The organism is Kitasatospora sp. NPDC004615 (assembly GCF_042873545.1).
Taxonomy (GTDB): domain Bacteria; phylum Actinomycetota; class Actinomycetes; order Streptomycetales; family Streptomycetaceae; genus Kitasatospora.
The window spans coordinates 93,259-109,505 of record NZ_JBIALQ010000013.1 but is presented as its reverse complement, the minus strand read 5'-3'; the positions used below and the strand labels follow the sequence as shown (position 1 = coordinate 109,505).

General features: G+C 74.1%; 18 protein-coding genes. 12 read left to right on the top strand and 6 right to left on the bottom strand.

Features of this window, described 5'->3' with window-relative positions:
• Nucleotides 1-85: 85 nt before the first annotated feature.
• The gene (locus tag ACFYS8_RS33375; protein WP_387648480.1) at nt 86-682 is read left to right on the top strand and encodes a NeuD/PglB/VioB family sugar acetyltransferase; all 597 of its coding nucleotides are present in this window, start codon (nt 86-88) and stop codon (nt 680-682) included.
• A gap of 24 nt (nt 683-706) precedes the next feature.
• Nucleotides 707-1,186, top strand: a complete 480-nt coding sequence (locus tag ACFYS8_RS33370; protein WP_387648477.1) for an NUDIX domain-containing protein — start codon at nt 707-709, stop codon at nt 1,184-1,186.
• Nucleotides 1,187-1,257: 71 nt separating this feature from the next.
• Here ACFYS8_RS33370 and ACFYS8_RS33365 read toward each other — a convergent pair whose 3' ends face one another.
• Together ACFYS8_RS33365 and ACFYS8_RS33360 are read right to left on the bottom strand one after the other, a co-directional pair.
• The gene (locus ACFYS8_RS33365; RefSeq protein ID WP_387648475.1) at nt 1,258-2,187 is read right to left on the bottom strand and encodes an NAD-dependent epimerase/dehydratase family protein; all 930 of its coding nucleotides are present in this window, start codon (nt 2,185-2,187) and stop codon (nt 1,258-1,260) included.
• Nucleotides 2,188-2,364: 177 nt separating this feature from the next.
• On the bottom strand, nt 2,365-2,799 hold the full coding sequence (locus ACFYS8_RS33360; protein ID WP_387648674.1) for a PTS-dependent dihydroxyacetone kinase phosphotransferase subunit DhaM: 435 nt from the start codon (nt 2,797-2,799) through the stop codon (nt 2,365-2,367).
• Between the two features lie 372 nt (nt 2,800-3,171).
• On the opposite strand from ACFYS8_RS33360, the gene ACFYS8_RS33355 reads away from it, so the two are divergent.
• The 4 genes from ACFYS8_RS33355 (at nt 3,172) to ACFYS8_RS33340 (ending at nt 6,098) form a co-directional block, all read left to right on the top strand.
• Nucleotides 3,172-3,411, top strand: coding sequence for a DUF397 domain-containing protein (locus ACFYS8_RS33355; protein ID WP_387648472.1), 240 nt, complete (start codon nt 3,172-3,174; stop codon nt 3,409-3,411).
• 878 nt (nt 3,412-4,289) lie between these two features.
• Nucleotides 4,290-4,784 (top strand): hypothetical protein, encoded by a 495-nt coding sequence (locus ACFYS8_RS33350; protein ID WP_387648470.1) that lies wholly within the window; start codon nt 4,290-4,292, stop codon nt 4,782-4,784.
• A 7-nt stretch (nt 4,785-4,791) separates the two neighbouring features.
• Entirely contained in the window at nt 4,792-4,872 is an 81-nt protein-coding gene (locus ACFYS8_RS33345) for a putative leader peptide (protein ID WP_341869173.1), read from the top strand.
• A 56-nt stretch (nt 4,873-4,928) separates the two neighbouring features.
• The gene (locus tag ACFYS8_RS33340) at nt 4,929-6,098 is read left to right on the top strand and encodes an acyl-CoA dehydrogenase family protein (RefSeq protein ID WP_387648468.1); all 1,170 of its coding nucleotides are present in this window, start codon (nt 4,929-4,931) and stop codon (nt 6,096-6,098) included.
• Here ACFYS8_RS33340 and ACFYS8_RS33335 read toward each other — a convergent pair.
• Complete coding sequence (locus ACFYS8_RS33335) at nt 6,095-7,255, bottom strand: aminoglycoside phosphotransferase family protein (protein WP_387648465.1); 1,161 nt, start codon at nt 7,253-7,255, stop codon at nt 6,095-6,097. The two genes, ACFYS8_RS33340 and ACFYS8_RS33335, sit on opposite strands and share 4 nt — an antisense overlap.
• 420 nt (nt 7,256-7,675) lie before the next feature.
• On the opposite strand from ACFYS8_RS33335, the gene ACFYS8_RS33330 reads away from it, so the two are divergent.
• The 4 genes from ACFYS8_RS33330 (at nt 7,676) to ACFYS8_RS33315 (ending at nt 12,372) form a co-directional block, all read left to right on the top strand.
• The gene (locus ACFYS8_RS33330) at nt 7,676-9,142 is read left to right on the top strand and encodes a hypothetical protein (protein ID WP_387648671.1); all 1,467 of its coding nucleotides are present in this window, start codon (nt 7,676-7,678) and stop codon (nt 9,140-9,142) included.
• Between the two features lie 262 nt (nt 9,143-9,404).
• Entirely contained in the window at nt 9,405-10,832 is a 1,428-nt protein-coding gene (locus ACFYS8_RS33325) for a HEAT repeat domain-containing protein (protein ID WP_387648462.1), read from the top strand.
• 10 nt (nt 10,833-10,842) lie between these two features.
• A complete protein-coding gene (locus ACFYS8_RS33320) occupies nt 10,843-11,592 on the top strand; it encodes a DUF1775 domain-containing protein (RefSeq protein WP_387648459.1) in 750 nt (249 codons plus the stop codon).
• 21 nt (nt 11,593-11,613) lie between these two features.
• Nucleotides 11,614-12,372 carry a hypothetical protein gene (locus ACFYS8_RS33315; protein WP_387648456.1) on the top strand — a complete coding sequence of 253 codons (759 nt, stop codon included), beginning with the start codon at nt 11,614-11,616 and terminating at the stop codon, nt 12,370-12,372.
• Here ACFYS8_RS33315 and ACFYS8_RS33310 read toward each other — a convergent pair.
• Nucleotides 12,359-13,549, bottom strand: coding sequence for an MFS transporter (locus ACFYS8_RS33310; protein ID WP_387648454.1), 1,191 nt, complete (start codon nt 13,547-13,549; stop codon nt 12,359-12,361). The genes ACFYS8_RS33315 and ACFYS8_RS33310 overlap by 14 nt on opposite strands.
• Before the next feature lie 82 nt (nt 13,550-13,631).
• On the opposite strand from ACFYS8_RS33310, the gene ACFYS8_RS33305 reads away from it, so the two are divergent.
• Nucleotides 13,632-14,618: an ArsR/SmtB family transcription factor gene (locus ACFYS8_RS33305; protein WP_387648452.1), complete on the top strand. Its 987-nt coding sequence runs from the start codon at nt 13,632-13,634 to the stop codon at nt 14,616-14,618.
• 7 nt (nt 14,619-14,625) lie between these two features.
• Here the strand turns inward: ACFYS8_RS33305 and ACFYS8_RS33300 are convergent, their stop codons facing one another.
• Nucleotides 14,626-14,778 carry a hypothetical protein gene (locus ACFYS8_RS33300; protein WP_387648450.1) on the bottom strand — a complete coding sequence of 51 codons (153 nt, stop codon included), beginning with the start codon at nt 14,776-14,778 and terminating at the stop codon, nt 14,626-14,628.
• A gap of 272 nt (nt 14,779-15,050) precedes the next feature.
• Entirely contained in the window at nt 15,051-15,503 is a 453-nt protein-coding gene (locus ACFYS8_RS33295) for a VOC family protein (RefSeq protein ID WP_387648447.1), read from the bottom strand.
• A 223-nt stretch (nt 15,504-15,726) separates the two neighbouring features.
• Between ACFYS8_RS33295 and ACFYS8_RS33290 the strand changes: the two genes are divergently transcribed.
• Entirely contained in the window at nt 15,727-16,224 is a 498-nt protein-coding gene (locus tag ACFYS8_RS33290; protein WP_387648444.1) for an RICIN domain-containing protein, read from the top strand.
• The last annotated feature ends 23 nt before the right edge of the window (nt 16,225-16,247 follow it).

Below are 16,247 nucleotides of genomic sequence, written 5' to 3'. Positions count from 1 at the left end.
GCGGCCGGGCGGCAGCGGCTCACCCCGCGGCCGTCCGGTCTGCCGTATGGTCCGGGGCAGTCGGTGCGAGTGGAAGCGGGGCGGGATGCTGTGGATCGCGGGTGCGGGTGGGGTCGGCCGGGAGGCGCTGGACGTCGCGATCGCGGCGGGTGTGCCCGTCGCCGGGTTCCTGGACGACCGGCTGGCGGGTGAGCGGGTGCGCGGGCTGCCCGTTCGCAAGCCCGGTGAACTCCCCTCCGGGGCACCGTACTTGATCGGGATCGCCGATCCGGCGGTGCGGGCCCGGCTGGCCCTGCTGCTGGACGCGGCGGGCGGCAGCCCGGCCACCCTGGTGCACCCGCGGGCGATCGTCGCGCCGGAGACCGAACTCGCCGCCGGCTGCCTGGTGATGGGCGGCGCGCACGTCTCCAGCAGCGTCGTCCTCGGCGCGCACAGCCAGGTCCACTACAACGCCACCGTCGGCCACGACGCCCGCCTCGGTGCCCGCGTCACCGTCTACCCGGGCGCGAACGTCTCCGGCGCCGTCCTGCTGCACGACGACGCCACCGTCGGCTCGGGCGCCGTCGTCCTCCAGGGCCACGCCGTCGGCCCCGCCGCGTTCGTCGGCGCGGGGGCCGTCGTCACCCGCGACGTGCCGGCGCGCACCACCGTGATCGGCGCCCCGGCCCGGCCGATGCCCTGATCGGCGCCGGTTAGGCTCCTGGGCATGGGAATTCCTGTGTTTCTGGCCGAGCTGCGCGAACTGGTGGGCCACCGGCCGCTGTGGCTGTCCGGGGTCGGTGTGGTGCCGGTGGACGAGGACGGGCGGGTGCTGCTCGGGCGGCGGGCGGACAACGGGGAGTGGTCGCTGGTCGGGGGGATCGTCGATCCGGGGGAGCAGCCCGCGGACGCGGCGGTGCGGGAGTGCCTGGAGGAGACGGGCGTGACGGTGCTGCCGGAGGCGCTGACCTCGGTGACCGTCTCGCCGGTGATCCAGTATCCGAACGGGGACCACGCCCAGTACCTGGAACTGACCTTCCGCTGCCGCCCGTTGGCGGGGGAGGCGCGGGTGAACGACGACGAATCGCTCGAGGTCGGCTGGTTCCACCCGGACGCGCTGCCCGAGCTGGACGCGTCCGCACGCAAACGGATCGAGCTGGCGCTGGCCGGAAACAGCACGGCGTACTTCGAACTGGGCGAATCCTGACCGGCTGACCGCCGTGCCCCCGGAGCGCGCAACGGCGCACCCCGGGGCGGCAGTTCGCGCCGGGCGGCGGCTCAGGGCGTCCGGAACCAGGCCGCGGTGCGGTGCAGGCCCTCCGACAGCGGGACGGGCCGTATGTCGGGGAACAGCTCACGCAGGCGGGAGTTGTCGGCCTGGGAATCCCGGACGTCCCCCGGCCGGGGATCGACGTGCTCGGCGGCGACCGGCTCGCCCAGCGCCTCACCGAGCAGGGCAATCAGCTCCAGCAGGGTGGTGCGGGTGCCGAACGCCAGGTTGACCGGATCGGCGCTGACCACCCGGCGTAGCACCGCCTCGGCGAGCACCTGCGCGACCGTGCCGACATAGGTGAAGTCGCGGCTCTGCATACCGTCCCCGTGGACCGTCACCGGCCGGCCGCGCAGCGCCGCGTCGAGGAAGGCCGGGACGACGGCGGCGTACGCGTGGCCGGCGGGCTGGAGCGGGCCGAAGACGTTGAAGAAACGCAGCGGGAGCACGCCCAGGCCGTAGCAGTGGTGGTAGGCCCCGAGATACGCCTCGGTGGCGAGCTTGGAGACCGCGTAGGGGCTCATCGGCGCGGTGCGCATCGACTCGCGCTTGGGCAACTCGCGGTTGGCGCCGTACACCGAGGACGAGGACGCCGCCGCCACGTACAGCCCGCCGGCCCGGCGGGCCGCCTCCAGCACCTCCAGCGTGCCGGTGGCATTGGCGTGGTGGCTGGCCAGCGGCGCCGCCACCGAGCGCGGCACCGAGGGCAGCGCCGCCAGGTGCACCACCGCGTCCGCCCCCGTGAACGCCGCGTCCAGCAGCGCCGGATCGAGGATGGTGCCCTCGAACAGCGTGACGTCCACCCCCGCCAGGTTGGCCTTGCTGCCGGTGGACAGGTCGTCCACCACCCGGACCTCCGACACCTCCGGACGGGCCGTCAACTCCCGGGCCAGATTGGCCCCGATGAACCCGGCCCCGCCGGTGATCACCACTCGCATCGCCGCACACCACCCCTCCGCCGGGCCCCGGGGATCCCCCCACCGGGCCGATGCGCCGACTCTAGCCGCGCGTCCGGGCCCACCGGGCCGAAAACCCGGTCACTCGTACCCAAACCGTCCCATCGGCCACAATCCCGTACGACGACCGGCCGAGAACGGGCAGCCGCACGGCGGGTTTCAGCGCTTCGGGCGCCGCCCGGCCTCCTCCGCCGCGTTCAGCACCGCCGCCAGATCGCCGCCGGCCGTCGCGGTCGCCACCGCCGCCACCGCGCCCTCCACGAACGGCGCGTCCGCGAACCGCACCGGGAACGGCAGGAGGTGCTCGTCGGCCTCGCTCAGCAGCGCCAGCACCGTGTCGACCGCGCTCTCCAGGTCGCACAGCACCACCACGCCGTGGCCCTGGTCGACCCGCCGGGCCGCCGTCGCCACCAGCACCGCGCTGGTGCCCAGACCGTCCGCGATCGAGCCGCCGGTCGCCACCACCGGCGCCGGATCGCCCGACTCCGCCACCGCCAGGGCCAGCGCCCGCACCGCGTCCGCCACCTCGTGGCTGTGCGAGACCAGCACCACGCCGACCCGCCCGTGCCCGGCCGGCCGCGACGGCCGCGGCACCGTGGGCGTCGGGGCGGGCAGCGTGCCGGTCGCGGTGCCCGCCGCCGGGGCGGACGGCGCGGTGGTGATCGGGATGACGTCGGCGCGGCTGCCGTCCCGCTGGTCCATCGGCTGCTCCCCGGTGTGTGGCTGACTGATCGCCACTCATCCCTACCTCGAACGGGCCCCCGTGGCCTGCCTTTAGCACAGGTGTCGGCCGGACACGGCCGGATCGGACCATCTCGACCACCCGCGGGGCAGACCCGGAGCGATCCGCCGAACCCGCCGCCCGCGATGGCTAGGCTGGCCGCTCGAACACCGACAGAGACCGACACGGGTCGGCTGTCGGCACAGATCGGCAAGGGCCGGTACGGCAGCGGAGGGAGCACCACCATGGCGGCACGGGCGGCGGACCGGCGCAAGATCGAGCTGGATGTGAGCGGAGCCGAGTGGCAGTCCGCGAACGACGACCCGAACGGTGTGCAGATCGCCTTCGTCGACGGCTACATCGCGATGCGCAACGGCGCGGAGCCGGACGGCCCGGCGCTGATCTTCACCCCCGCCGAATGGCGGGCCTTCGTCCTCGGCGCGCGGGACGGCGAATTCGACCCCAACCGGCAGACCCAGGGCTGACGGCGGCCGACGAGGGCGCCGGCACCCCGCGCGGTGGCCGAACTCGGCGCCCACCGGGCCGAATTCGGCCCCCCCGGTGTCGAATTCGGCCGCACGCGGGCAGATTTCGGCCGTTTCGGAGGTGACCGGTACGCCCGGACTGCCCTGATCCGCACCCGTCGAAACCGCTCGCGAAGGTGACGAGCGGGCATACTCCGATGTTACAAAAGAGTTCTGATGGGCCGAAACTTGTTGACTGTCCGACAAGCCTGCCAGAGAGTAAGAGCAGGCAGACGCCGTGCCGACCGCCCCCACGCGGTCTGGCACGGCGCCCGCTTGTGCTGCCCGTCACCGGCGCCGATGACGGGCCCTCCCACCCAGAACCGCACAGAGTGCGGCAGCCGTCGCGACGGGAGCGAGCCCGACCGGGAAGAGCTACTCCCCGGCAGGGCCAAAACCCGGATTCCGCACGCCCCCACGCGGCGGTGATCCGGGCAAGGTCCGCGAACGCGACGGCGGGAGGGCCCCCGCGGACCTGGCTCGGTGTTTCCTATGGCTTTTGTGTGCCGCTTCCCCCGGTCCGTCCGCCGCTCCGACGCTTGCCGCGTCGCGCAGGCTCCCCGCAGCGGCGAAGAGTTGGAAGACCGATTGAATCAGCAAATGGTGCTTGTGAGTTCACACGACTGACGTTCACACGACCGCGTGCGCAGTGAGGGAATGCGCGCAAGGCACGCTGCGACAAGCCGCACCCTGTGGATCTCGCCCGGGGCGGCCGTCGTGCTGAACCGAACGTAGCCCGGACGGTTGCTCAGAGTCAACATTGGTCCCTGAGCGTAGATCCCGGCCTGATCGCGGACCCACTCACCTGCCCCCGCCCACCGGGCACGTACGATGGGCCCATGTCATTTCTCCGCCGTCGCTCCGGACAGCCCGCCGGCCCGGACTTCGACGTCCTGGCGATGGACCCGGGCGACTGGCCCGGCCTGTTCGGGGCCATGATCATGGCCGGTCCGGACGGATCCTGCCAAGGCATTTTCCTGCGCTACGACCTGCTCGGTGGCCGCGGCCCCGCGATGCTGATCGGCAACGTCCCGCAGGGGTCACCCGCCCGCGAGAGCGAGGACGGCGTGCCCTTCGAGGTCCGGCAGCTGCTCGCCGCCCTGGAGAACGACGAGCCGGTGGACTTCGTCTCCGCCGAGGACTTCCCGGTCATGCTCGGCGACGACCTGCTGATCGTCCGGAAGGTCAAGGTCAGCGAAGGGCGCCTGTACTGCTCCCAGTTCGGGCGCAGCGACGACGTCCAGGTCACCATCGCCTCCTGGGACCGGCCGATTTCGGACGACCTCTACCAGCTCCTGAAGCCGCTTCCGGCGGAGATGTTCCAGCAGGACTAGGCGCGCGATGCCCCGGCCACTGCTGCTCACCCGCCGCCTGCACGTGGACCTCCGGCGCACCGCCGGCGCGGCCTGTCCGGCGTCCTGACCCTTCCCGAGTCCAGGACCGCCCGACCGACCACGCCCGCCCGGAGGACCGCCGCCATGCCCCGCACCCCCGCGCACACCCCCGCCGTCGCCGCCGGAAGCCCGACCGACGCCGCACGCGGAACCGATTCTGCGAACAGCCGGGACGAGACCGCCCTCGAACGGGCCCTCGGCCGGCTGCCCCGGGTGGTCGACCTGCTCGCCGCCCGCGCCGCCGAACACGACCGCGACGGCACCTTCCCGTACCAGGGCATCGAAGCCGTCCACGAAGCCGGGCTGCTCACCCTGACCGTCGGCCACCGCTACGGCGGACCCGGCGCCGGACTCGCCGACACCGTACGGGTGTTGGCCCGGCTCGGCCGAGGCGACGCGTCCGTCGCGCTGCTCACCGCGCACACCCTGCTGCACCACGCCGAACAGGCCGCGGGCGCGCCCTGGCCCGCCGCGCTCTACCGGCGGCTGCTCACCGAATCCCGCCGCGGCCCCGCCCTGGTCGGCACCCTGCGCGCCGCCCCCGGCCGGCCGCCCGCCGTCACCGCCCACTGGCACGGCGACGCCTGGCGACTCAGCGGCCGCGCCGCGCAGTGTCCCGGCGCCGAAGCGCTCGCCTGGCTCGCCGTCGAAGCCCGCACCGAGGAACAGCGGCCCCGCACCGGCCTGTTCCTGATCCGCGCCGACAGCCCCGGACTCGAGATAGACCCCGCCGCCGACCAGCTCGGCCTGCGCGCCGCCGCCGGCCACGACGTCCTGCTGGACGGCGCCCGGGTCGGCACCGACGCCGTCCTGCTGCCCCGCACCCCCGCCCCGGCCGGCCACCCGCCGGCCGCCGCCCGGCGTCAACTGGCCCTCGCCGCGGTCCTGCTGGGCACCGCCCGGGCCGCCCTCGACTGGTCCGCCGGACACCTGCGCGGCAGCGCCGCCCACCGCCGCCCGATCGGCGAACTCGACGCCCGGCTCACCGGCGCCGAGGAACTCGTGTACGGCCTCGCCACCCGCATCGACGCCGACCCGGCCGCCGCCGGGCGCGCCCCCGCCGTCCAGCTGCTGGCGGCCCGCACCGCCGCCGACACCGCCCAGCAGGCACTCGCCCTCACCGGCAGCGCCGGCCTCGACCGCCGCCACCCGCTGGAGCGCCACCTGCGCGACACCCTCGGCCTGCGCACCCAACTGCCCGCCGAGGACGCCGTCCTCGACGCCCTCGGCGAAGCCCTGTTGGGGACGGCTTAGCGGGTACCGACCGCCGCGCGGACCGCGCGGCGGGCCAGGGACGCGTCGTCGTAGAGCCGGCGGATCATGATCCGCTGCTCCTCGCCCGCGCCCGGGAGGTCGTGCATCCGGAGCTCCCGCATCAGTACCAGCGTCAGGTTGACCAGGAACGCGTCCCGGGCCAGCGTGCCGCCGGACTGGGCGAGTTGGCTGATCTGGCGGCGGGCCGCGGTGTCGCCCGACAGGACGCTCCACAGCACCGCCAGGTCGTAGCCCGGCAGGTACCAGCCGGCCTGTTCCCAGTCGAGCAGGACCGGGCCGGACGGGGCCAGCAGCACGTTGCCCAGCAGCGCGTCGCCGTGGCAGAGCTGGCGCGGGACGGAGGACAGCCCGTGCAGCAGGCCGCGCAGGTCGCCCGCGTCGCGGTCGGTCAGCAGGCCGAGCGAGTGGAAGCGGGCGATCTCCGTCTGGTAGTCCAGCGGCTGGTCGAACACGTCCGTCGGCGGCCGCCACAGGTTCAGCGTGCGTACCGCGCCGAGCACCGCGCGCACCTCGCCCGGCGTCGGCGCGTTCGCCGGGTGCCGCTCGCGGGCCGCCGGACGGCCCGGGACCCGCTCCAGCACCAGTACGCAGCGGTCGTGGTCGGCCGCCACCAGGCGCGGCAGCCGGACCGGCGGGCGGTGTCGCACGAACGCCCGGTACACCGCCACCTCGTGGTGGAACCGGTCCATCAGCTGTGCCGCCTGCGGGCCGCGCAGCGCCCCCGGCGCCAGGCACTTGGCCACCACCGGGGCCCGGCCGATGGTGCCCGCGACCAGGATGTGCCGGCTGCCCTCCCGCAGCACCTGCCGGGGCAGGAACGCGGGACATATCCGCGCGACGTTGGCGAGCACCGCACGCACCGCCGGGGTCTGCAGCGCGGCCGGATCCACCCGGTCCACGAACGCCTCGACGCCCCGCCCGGGCATCGGACGGCCGAGCCGGCCCGTCTGCTCCGGCATCGGACGGGTCACCAGGGTGGTGCGCCCGCGCGGGTCGCGCAGCTCCACGGTGCGCGGCACGGGACGGCCCGCACCGGCGGTCGGGGGGCGCAGACCGGAGCGTGGCGGGCGCGCGGCCGCGCCGTCCACCCCGATCGGGGCGGTCGGTCGAGTACCGGTGCTGGCTGTGGAGTACATGGGCGGGTGAGGGTCCTTCCTTGACCGGCGGCAAAGCTTCACGGGGCCCGGACACGACTGCGGTCGGGCCGCCGGGTGGGGAGCGGGCGCCGGGCACGGAGCCGGACCCGGCGAACCGTCCGCACCCTGGGGAAATGCGTCCGATCCGACCGTCCGTGCCATGCCCGGTGCCCCCGCGCCACCCGGTTGCGCCACCCCCTGAACCACGCGGCTGGGACCGGCTCCTGACCGGCCGTCGGGTCGACATCCGGGCCGGTCGGGGGCCGTTCCGACGCGAAGTCGGGGTGGCGCATACCTACCTGACACCCGATCGGCACTGGCACGCCACATAGCGGACCCTGGCGAACCCTGGCGAATGGTCGCTTGGCATGTGACAGAGCCACTAGGGTCGTGAGCCAGCCGATGAACCTGGGGGCTCATTTGAGCAGGGGGCCGAACAGCAGACTGGCCGACCACTTCGCACTGACCGGCTGGTCGAAGGGCGAACTGGCACGGTTGGTCAACCGGCGGGGTGCCGCACTGGGCGAGCAGCAGCTGTCCACCGACACCTCCCGGGTCCGGCGCTGGATCGAGCAGGGCGAAATCCCGCGCGACCCGGTGCCGAGGGTGCTGGCGGCAGTGTTCACCGAGCGGCTCGGCCGTGTCGTCACCACTGAGGACTTAGGTCTCGAACGGCACCGATCCGCCAGGTCCGGCAGCACGGCACCACCGCCGACGGAACCCGGGGCACCGGATCGGACGGCCGCGGTCCTCACCGAGTTCACGGGAATGGACCTCATGCTGAACAGACGCGGACTGGTCGGCGCCTCCGCAGCCCTCGCGGCGGGCGCGGTCATCGCCGACAACCTGCACGACTGGCTCACCGGCGGCGCGGCCGCCGAAGCCGCCAGCGGCCCCCGCACCCGGAGCCCCGGCCCCGTGGCCGACGTCTACGAAGCCGGCCCGGTCGGCGAGGAGGAAGTCACCGCCCTCGAACGCTCGGTCGAGGTGTTCCGCGCCTGGGACGCCTCCCGCGGCGGCGGACTCCAGCGCAAGGCCGTGGTCGGCCAGCTCAACGAAGTCGGCGGCCTGCTCACCCACGGCCACCCCGCCGCCCTGGAACGCCGGCTCTGGACGGTCGCCGCCAACCTCGCCGTACTGGCCGGCTGGATGTCCCACGACGTCGGACTCGAACCCACCGCCCAGCGCTACTTCGTGATCGCCGCCCAGGCCGCCCGGGAGGCCGAAGACCGCCCCCGGGCCGCCGAGGCCGTCTCCCGCGCCGCCCGCCAGATGCTCCACCTCGGACGCGCCGACGAGGCACTCGAACTCATGCAGCTCGCCCGGGCCGGCACCCGCCCCGCCGACGGCGCACTGCCCCGCACCCGCGCCATGCTGTGCACCGTCGAAGCCTGGGCGCACGCCTCGCTCGGCCGCTCCGACGCCACCCGCCGGACCCTCGGCGAGGCCGAACACCTCTTCGTCCAGGAGGCCGACCGGCCCGCCCCCGGCTGGATGCAGCTGTTCGACGAGGCCGAAATGCACGGCATGCAGGCGCTCGTTCACCGCACCCTCGCCGAACACGACGCAGGCGCCGTCCCGTTGGCCGTCCACCACGCGCAAGAGGCCGTCCGGCTGCGGCAGAAGACCGGCCGGGAACGCTCCGCGCTGCTCGACCGGATCACGCTGGCCTCCGCGCACTGGATCGCCGGCGAACCCGAGGCGGCCGTGACGCAGGCGAACAGCGTCCTCGACGGGATCGACCAGACCTCCTCCAAGCGCACCTGGGACCGCCTCCGCGAGATGGACCGGCTCGCCGAACGCCATCAGGGCCTGCCGGCCGTCGCCGAACTGCGCGAACGGATCCGCGACGCACTGCCCGCGCCCCGGGACCCCCGGCCGATCTGAGCCGCCGGTGCGTGACGGGCGCGTGACAAGTGCGTGGCACGCGCCCGGCGCGCGGACCCCACGTCCGGAACCGGTCGATCCGGTACGGACGGAACCGGCTCGGACTGGCCGTACCTGCGGAAATCCGTTGCCCTGTGTGCGGATCGTCCCCCCAGGCGGTAACCTTCGGTGATTCCGGCGCCCGGGCGCCTGAGCTGTGCCAACCGACCCCGGCGACGGAAATCCCGTTGCCTTGACGACCGCCGCAACGGATGCTGACCTCATGTTCGAGCCAGTGATAGCGCCCAGCGCCAGCCTCCTCGGCCTCCTCCAGAGAGGCCGCGGGGACGGGCAGCTGCATGCGTTGGCCGCAGACCGCGACGAGGCGATCACCGCCGTCGAGAGCTGCGTGACCAACGACCCCCGCGCCGACTGGCAGGTCGAGAACCGCTCCTTGTACTACGCGCGGCTCTACATGGAGTTGGAGGCCCCCCTCACCGGCCTCGAACTCCACCTCACCTCCCCCGAGGACGCCACCGACACCGACGAGGCCCGCACCGGCCTCGCCCTGGCCGTACTCGGCCACCTCGCCGGCTACGGCCGCCGCGACGCCCTCGACCTGCTGCGCGCCTACACCACCACCGGGACCAACTGGGCCTGGGCCCTCGACGAACTCGCCCTGCGCGACACCGACGAGGCGCTGCTCGCCCTGGCTCCCGCCGTCCTGCGCCGCTTCCCGGCCGGTCCGGAGGGCGACGCCGAACTGCGCGAAGCCATCCGCGCCGCGTACGAGCCACGGGTCTGGCGGCTGTGGGCCGTCCACCACCCGCGGATCGCCACCGCGAGCGAGCAGTCCCCCTTCGACCTGTGGCAGCGGCAACTCAACCGCCCCGGCGTCACGCCCGGTTGGTCCACCGCCGACGTCCTCGCCTGGGCCGACCAGGGCGAAGGCCGCGAACCCGGCGCCCTCGCCCGGCGCGCCGCCGCGGCCGCCCGCTGCCTCACCGCCGTCGTCCGACCCGAGGACGCGGCACTGCTGCACGAGGCCGCCGCCGGTGGCCCCGCCGGCGCCCGCTGCGCCGCCCTCCGGCACCTGGTCGAACAACGCGACCCGGCCGCCGCCGAATACATCGAGACCGCCGCCGCCGACCTGGACCACCGGATCGTCGCCACCTCGCTGGAACTGCTCGGGCGGATGCGAGGTCCCGAGGCGCTCAAGCACGCCCGCCGCTGGGCCGACCCGGCGACCGGCAGTGCCGACAGCGCCCTCGGCCAGGCCGCCGTCCGCCTCCTCGCCGACGCCGGCGAAGCGTGCGACGCACCGCTGGTGGTCGCCGCACTCCACCAATGGATCTCGCTGAACGGTGTCACCGGCACCGCCCTCGGCAGCCTCGTCGACGGCATCGGCCGACTGCGCGCCGCCGCCGCCGTGCCGGCCCTGCGGCACGTCTACGGCGAAGCGGCCTCCTCCGAACTGCGCGGCCGGGCCGCCCAGGCACTCGCCGTCACCGACCCGTACTTCGGGGAGGGCCCGGCCGTCGAATGCCTGTGGGACTGCGAGGAATCCACCCGGGAGCTCGCCGCCACCCACGTCACCACCACCGGTGACGCCCGCGTCCTCGAACGTCTGCGCCGACTCGCCGCCGACCCCGCCGAGGAAGCCGAGGTCCATGCCGCCGTTCGCGGCCGTCTGACGGCCCGCGACCGGTAGAGTCACGCCCATGCAGCGACCGCGAGCTCCGCGCCACGCCCTGACCGCCCTCCTCACCGCAGGGATGCTCCTCGGGGCGGCCGGCGGCGCCGCCGCCCACGTCGAGGTCAACACCTCGACCGCGCAGGCGCTCAGCGTCGATGCCACCGTCACCTTCTCCGCCGAGGGCGAGTCCTCCACGGCGGGCATCACCGACCTCAAGGTCACGCTGCCCGCCGGGCTCGCCCCCGCCGACATCACCTCCGTCAAGACCCCCGACGGCTGGGCATTCACCCCCACCGCCGACGGCTGGACGGTCGCCGGGCCGGCCCTCGCGCCCGGCGCGGCCGCGGAGTTCTCCGTGAAGGTGCGTCAACTCCCCGCCGCCACTTCGGTGGTGTTCAAGACCCTGGTCGACTACTCCGACGGTCACACCGACCGGTGGATCGAACTCCCGCAGGGCGACAGCAAGCCGGAACACCCGGCCCCCGTCCTCGCCCTCCGCCCGGCCGCCGCCGGAGCCACCCCGCTTCCGGCTGCCGCGACGCCTTCGGCCGCTGCCAGCGACTCCGCCGCGCCGTCCGCCACTGCGCCGTCCGCCACCGCGCCGTCCTCTGCCGCGCCGTCGGTGTCCGTCACCGCCTCGGGCACGCCCGTCGCGTCCGAGAAGGACACCGAGAGCATCACCACGATCGTCCTCGGCGGCCTCGCCGCGGTCGTGGTGCTCGGCACGCTGATCGCCTTCGCGGTGCGCCGCAGGTCCTCCCGCCGCGACAAGTAGCTGTCGCGCACGGCCGCACTGATGGACTGGTCACTGCTCACCGACGCCTGCGGACCGGCGGACCACCTACCGGCGCTACTCGAACGCTTCGCCGCCGACCCGGCCGCCCGCTGGCCGGAGTTGATGGACCACCTGTGCCCGCAGCTGGACACCGCGTACCCGGCGAGCTGGGCGGCGCTGCCCCGCCTGGCGCAGATCGCGGCCGCCCACGACGGGACGACGCATGCGGTGCCGGTACTGTCGGCGGCCGGGGCGATCGCCTCCTGCGCGCCCGGGCCCGGGACGGTCGGCGGCCCGCTGGACGAATTCGCCACCCCGCTGGGCGAGTTGCACCGGCTCGCCACCGGAGCGCTGAGCCGGGCCGCCGACCAGGAGCAGTACGTGCTGCTGCTCTCCTGCCTGCTCTCCTTCGAGGGCGTGGAGGTCTGGGACCGATGCCTGGACGGCCTGCACACCGGTGAGTACGAGGCCTGCTGTCCCTGGTGCGGCCTGCTGCTGGAGGTGGAGCTCGGGACGGATCTCCCGTACTGCGCCGACGCCGAGTACTCGCTGCCCGGAGAGCCCGAGCGGGTGCCGCTGCGGCCGGCCGGGCCGGACCGACTCGGCGTCCCGGCCGCCCAGTTGTATGCGCGGGCGGTCGCGGACGGCTGGGTGGAGGTGGCGCGGGCGGTGCTGCGGTTGTTCGGGAGCTCGGCCTGTCCGGACTGTGGGACGGAGTTCGTGGTGGCGGTGCAGGTGGCGGCTGCGCGGGGGTTCGGGGTTGTGGTCAGGCCGGTTTGAGGTGGGGGAGGGTGCGGACGTGGGGGGAGAGGAGGGGGAGGAGGGTCAGGGTGGCCTGGGTGAGGGCGGCTGTGGTGGCTAGCAGGTGGGGGCTGTAGTGGGTGGCGAGGGGGCCGCAGGCGAGCTGGCCGAGGGGGATGGCGAGGTAGGAGAAGACGTCGGCGTGGGAGGAGACGCGGGACAGGAGGTCGGGTGGGAGGTGTTCCTGGAGTGAGGTGTCCCAGGCGGTGGTGGCGAGGGCGCTGCCGAGGCCGGCGGTGAGGGCGGCGGCGAGGAACCAGGGGGTGGGGGCGTGCAGGCCGAGGGCGAGGAGGGGCAACGGGAGGGTCAGGCCGGCGAGTTGGCCGGCGGCGAGCAGGCGGGGGAGGGCGAGCCGGTAGAGGGCGGCGCCCGCCAGCAGGAGGCCGGTGCCACGGGCGGCGAGCAGGGTGCCCCAGAGGGCGGGGCCGGAGAGCTGTGGGCCGAGGATCTGCCACGGGCCGGTGAGCAGCAGGTTGGTCGCGCAGTAGGACCAGGTCGTCCACCAGATCCAGCGGGTGCGCCGGAAGGCCGTCCAGCCTTCGCGCAACTCCGGTAGCAGGGATGCCCGTTGGGCGCGGATCCGGCCGGCCGGGAGGCGGGCGAGGCAGAGCGCGGCGGGCAGGTAGCTGAGGGCGTCGCCCGCCACCGCCCAGCCGGCGCCCACGCCCGCCACGAGGAGTCCGGCCAGTGCCGGGCCGAGTACCTTGCTGCCGTTGGCGGCGATGCCCAATAGGGCGTTCGCGGGCCGCAGTTGCTCACGTGGGACGAGTTCGGGCAGCACGCCGACCAGCGCGGGCGAGGTGAACGCGGTGAGCAGGCCGTTGAGGAACTCGAGGGTGGCGATCGGGCCGAGCGCGTAGTGGCCGGTCAGCAGCAGTGCCGCGACCAGGCCCTGGGTGAGGCCGGCCCCGAGGTGGGTGGCGAGTAGGACGGTGCGGCGCGGGAGGCGGTCGGCGATCGCGCCGCCCAGCAGCAGGAACGCCAGCAGGGGGAGCGTCCGCAGCGCGAGGACGATGCCCAGATCGGTGGCTCGGCCGGAGCCGTCGAGCACCGCGAACGCCAGTGCCACCGGCGCCATCGCGCTGCCGAGCAGGGAGATCGCGCGGCCCGCGAAGAACCAGCGGAAACCGGGGTGGTGAAGGAGTGGTGGAAGCACCCGCAGAGTGTGCGAGGCCGCACCGCCGGGCCTCTATCGTTTCGGCGACCGACGAAAGCTGAGGAAGGGGCGGACGTTCGCCATGGTGATGCTGCGACTGGACTCGCTGGCGCTGTCACGTTCCCGGTTCGCGCTGTCGCCGTTCGCCGAGACGCTCGCCGCGATCGTCCAACTCGCCCGCCCCGCAGCGGATTCGTGGCATCCGGAGTGGCACGCCCGGCATCGCGTCGAGTTCCACGCCCGGCTGCGGGCGGACCCGTACGCGCGGGGGCTGGTCGGGCTGATCTCGGCCACGAAGTGGCTTCCCGAGCATCTGGTGGTGCCGCCCGGCGGCGGGATGGAGACCACCCTGGAGTCCGAACTCGCCGAGGCGGCGCGGGTGCCGGACGAGGCGGTGCGGGAGAGCCTGCGGCTGTCGCTGGCGCACAGCTGGGAGAGCGACCGGCACCTGGACTGGCTCACCGGACGCCAACACGGCGCGCGGGTCGCCGAGTTGTTCCGCGCGGTCTGGGACACCCACCTCGCCGCCGAGTGGCCGGCCCGCCGGGCCGTCCTGCAGCGCGACGTCACCCACCGGGCCGGACTGCTCGCCGCGCACGGCTGGCCGCGCGCCCTGCACCTGATGAGCCGACGCACCGCGTGGGTCGGCGCCGACGCCATCCGGTTCAGCGACCGGCCCGGCCCGGACCAGGTGGTCGGGCCGGACGGGATGCTGTTCGTCCCGGTCAGCTCCCGCAGCAGCTCCTGGCTGTGCCATGCACCCGGCCGCCCGCACGCCCTGGTCTACCCCGCCCGCGGAACGGGCGTACCCGGCCCCGCCGCCGCCGGTGACCAGGCCCTCGCCCGGCTGGTCGGCGCCGGCCGCGCGGCGATCCTCCGCCACCTCGACATTCCCGCCACCACCAGCGAACTCGCCACCCTGATGGGCCAGTCCGTCGGCACCGTCGGCGGCCACCTCGCCGTCCTGCGCGACACCGCCCTGGTCGACCGCACCCGCCTCGGCCGCCGCGTCCTCTACCACCGCACCCCGCTCGGCGACCACCTCGCGGACGGGCAGCCGGGACTGTGACGGGCCGTCAGGGCGTCTGTGCCCGATCCAGCCTGGCCAGGTGGGCCACCAGCAGGTGTTCCTTGCGGAGCAGCCGTTCGCGCTCCTCGGCGGGAAGGCCGGCGAGCGCATCGGTCAGCACGCGCCCGCGCGGGACGAAGACCAGCGCGGTGGAGTACACCCGGCAACCGGCACACCAGCCGAGCCGGACGCAGCGCTCGTAGCCGGACGACTCGGGCGGGTGGAGCCGGTACAGGTACGAGCGGACGGGGGCGTCGCAGTCACCGCACAGGTAGCGGTCCCCGTCGCGGCGGGGCTCCCAGGGGTGGACCTTCAGCCAGTACGGGCGGCGGCCGGGCGCTCTTCAAGTCGTCGTCATGGCGGGCATCTTCGCACAGCGCGAGGATGCCCGTCCGTGCCGGCGGGCCGCACCAGGAGCGGGGTGGCGGGACGTCAGGCGACGCAGAACTCGTTGCCCTCGGGGTCGAGCATGATCCACCAGTGGCCGACCGGGCCCTGGTCGTGTTCCTTGACGCGCTTGGCGCCGAGGGACTCCAGGCGCTCGACCGTGGGTTCGAGTCGGCCGTCGGAGTGGATGTCGAGGTGGAGGCGGTTCTTGGTGGACTTGGCTTCGGGGACGTCCTGGAAGAGGATGCGCCGGCCCTTGCCGATGCCGCTGACGGGGTCGTGCGGGTCGTCGGGGTGGCGGACGGCGGAGAAGCCGCGGAACTGCTTGCGGCCGTCCGGGAGTTCGAGCACGGCGGCGGCGGGGAGGCGGCCGGCGGCGAGCAGGGAGTCGATCAGCGCGGTGGGGTCCTCGACCTCGTACTCGAGGGCGGCGGCCCAGAACTCGGCGATGGCGGAGGCGTCGGCGCTGTCAACGACCAGTTTCCAAGCGAGTGTCATGGCACCGCATCAAATCGCACACCTGATCGAACCACAAGTAATGCAGGTGGCGGCGGCGTGTCGGGCGGGCAGTGTGCGCTGCTCAGGTGAATTGCCTGGCCGATCAGGGCGACGCGGATCGCGGCGGGCGCGAACCGGTGGTGCGCGCTCTAGCTTCGCGACTGGGCGGACGGGCCCGGTCCGGGCCCCAGGTGTCCGCGAACAGCTCGGACAAGGAGAGGCAGTGCACATCACCAGGAAGGCCGCCGCCACCCTCGCGGCGGCGGTCTCACTCGCAGGCGTCGTCGTCCTCGGAGGCGGTCCGGCGAGGGCCGAGGGCGAGTCGTTCAGCAAGTCCGTCCAGGCCGCGAGCGACGGCACCAACCTGGACGAGTACCTCGGAGCCGCCTTCTTGACCCGGGACTCCGAACTCGGCTACCAGGACTGGACGTTCACCAAGGTCGCCGAGACGTCCGACGGCCTGGGCGTCTACACCATCAAGGGCGGCCACTACGGGAAGTGCATCGCGGACGCAGGCGACGGGAACTCCGTGACCCAACTGGTCTGCGACCCGGACGACGAGTACCAGAAGTGGGTGGTCGACACCGACCGGGAGCGCAGCACCATCGCCAGCAACGAGGACCCGGAGATGGTCCTTCAGGCCAACGGGGAGGACCAGTCCGTGACCATCGCGCCGGCCGACGGCCGACTGCACCAGTGGTGGATGCTCTACGACAAGTAGCGCGCACGGACGCGCACGGAAAA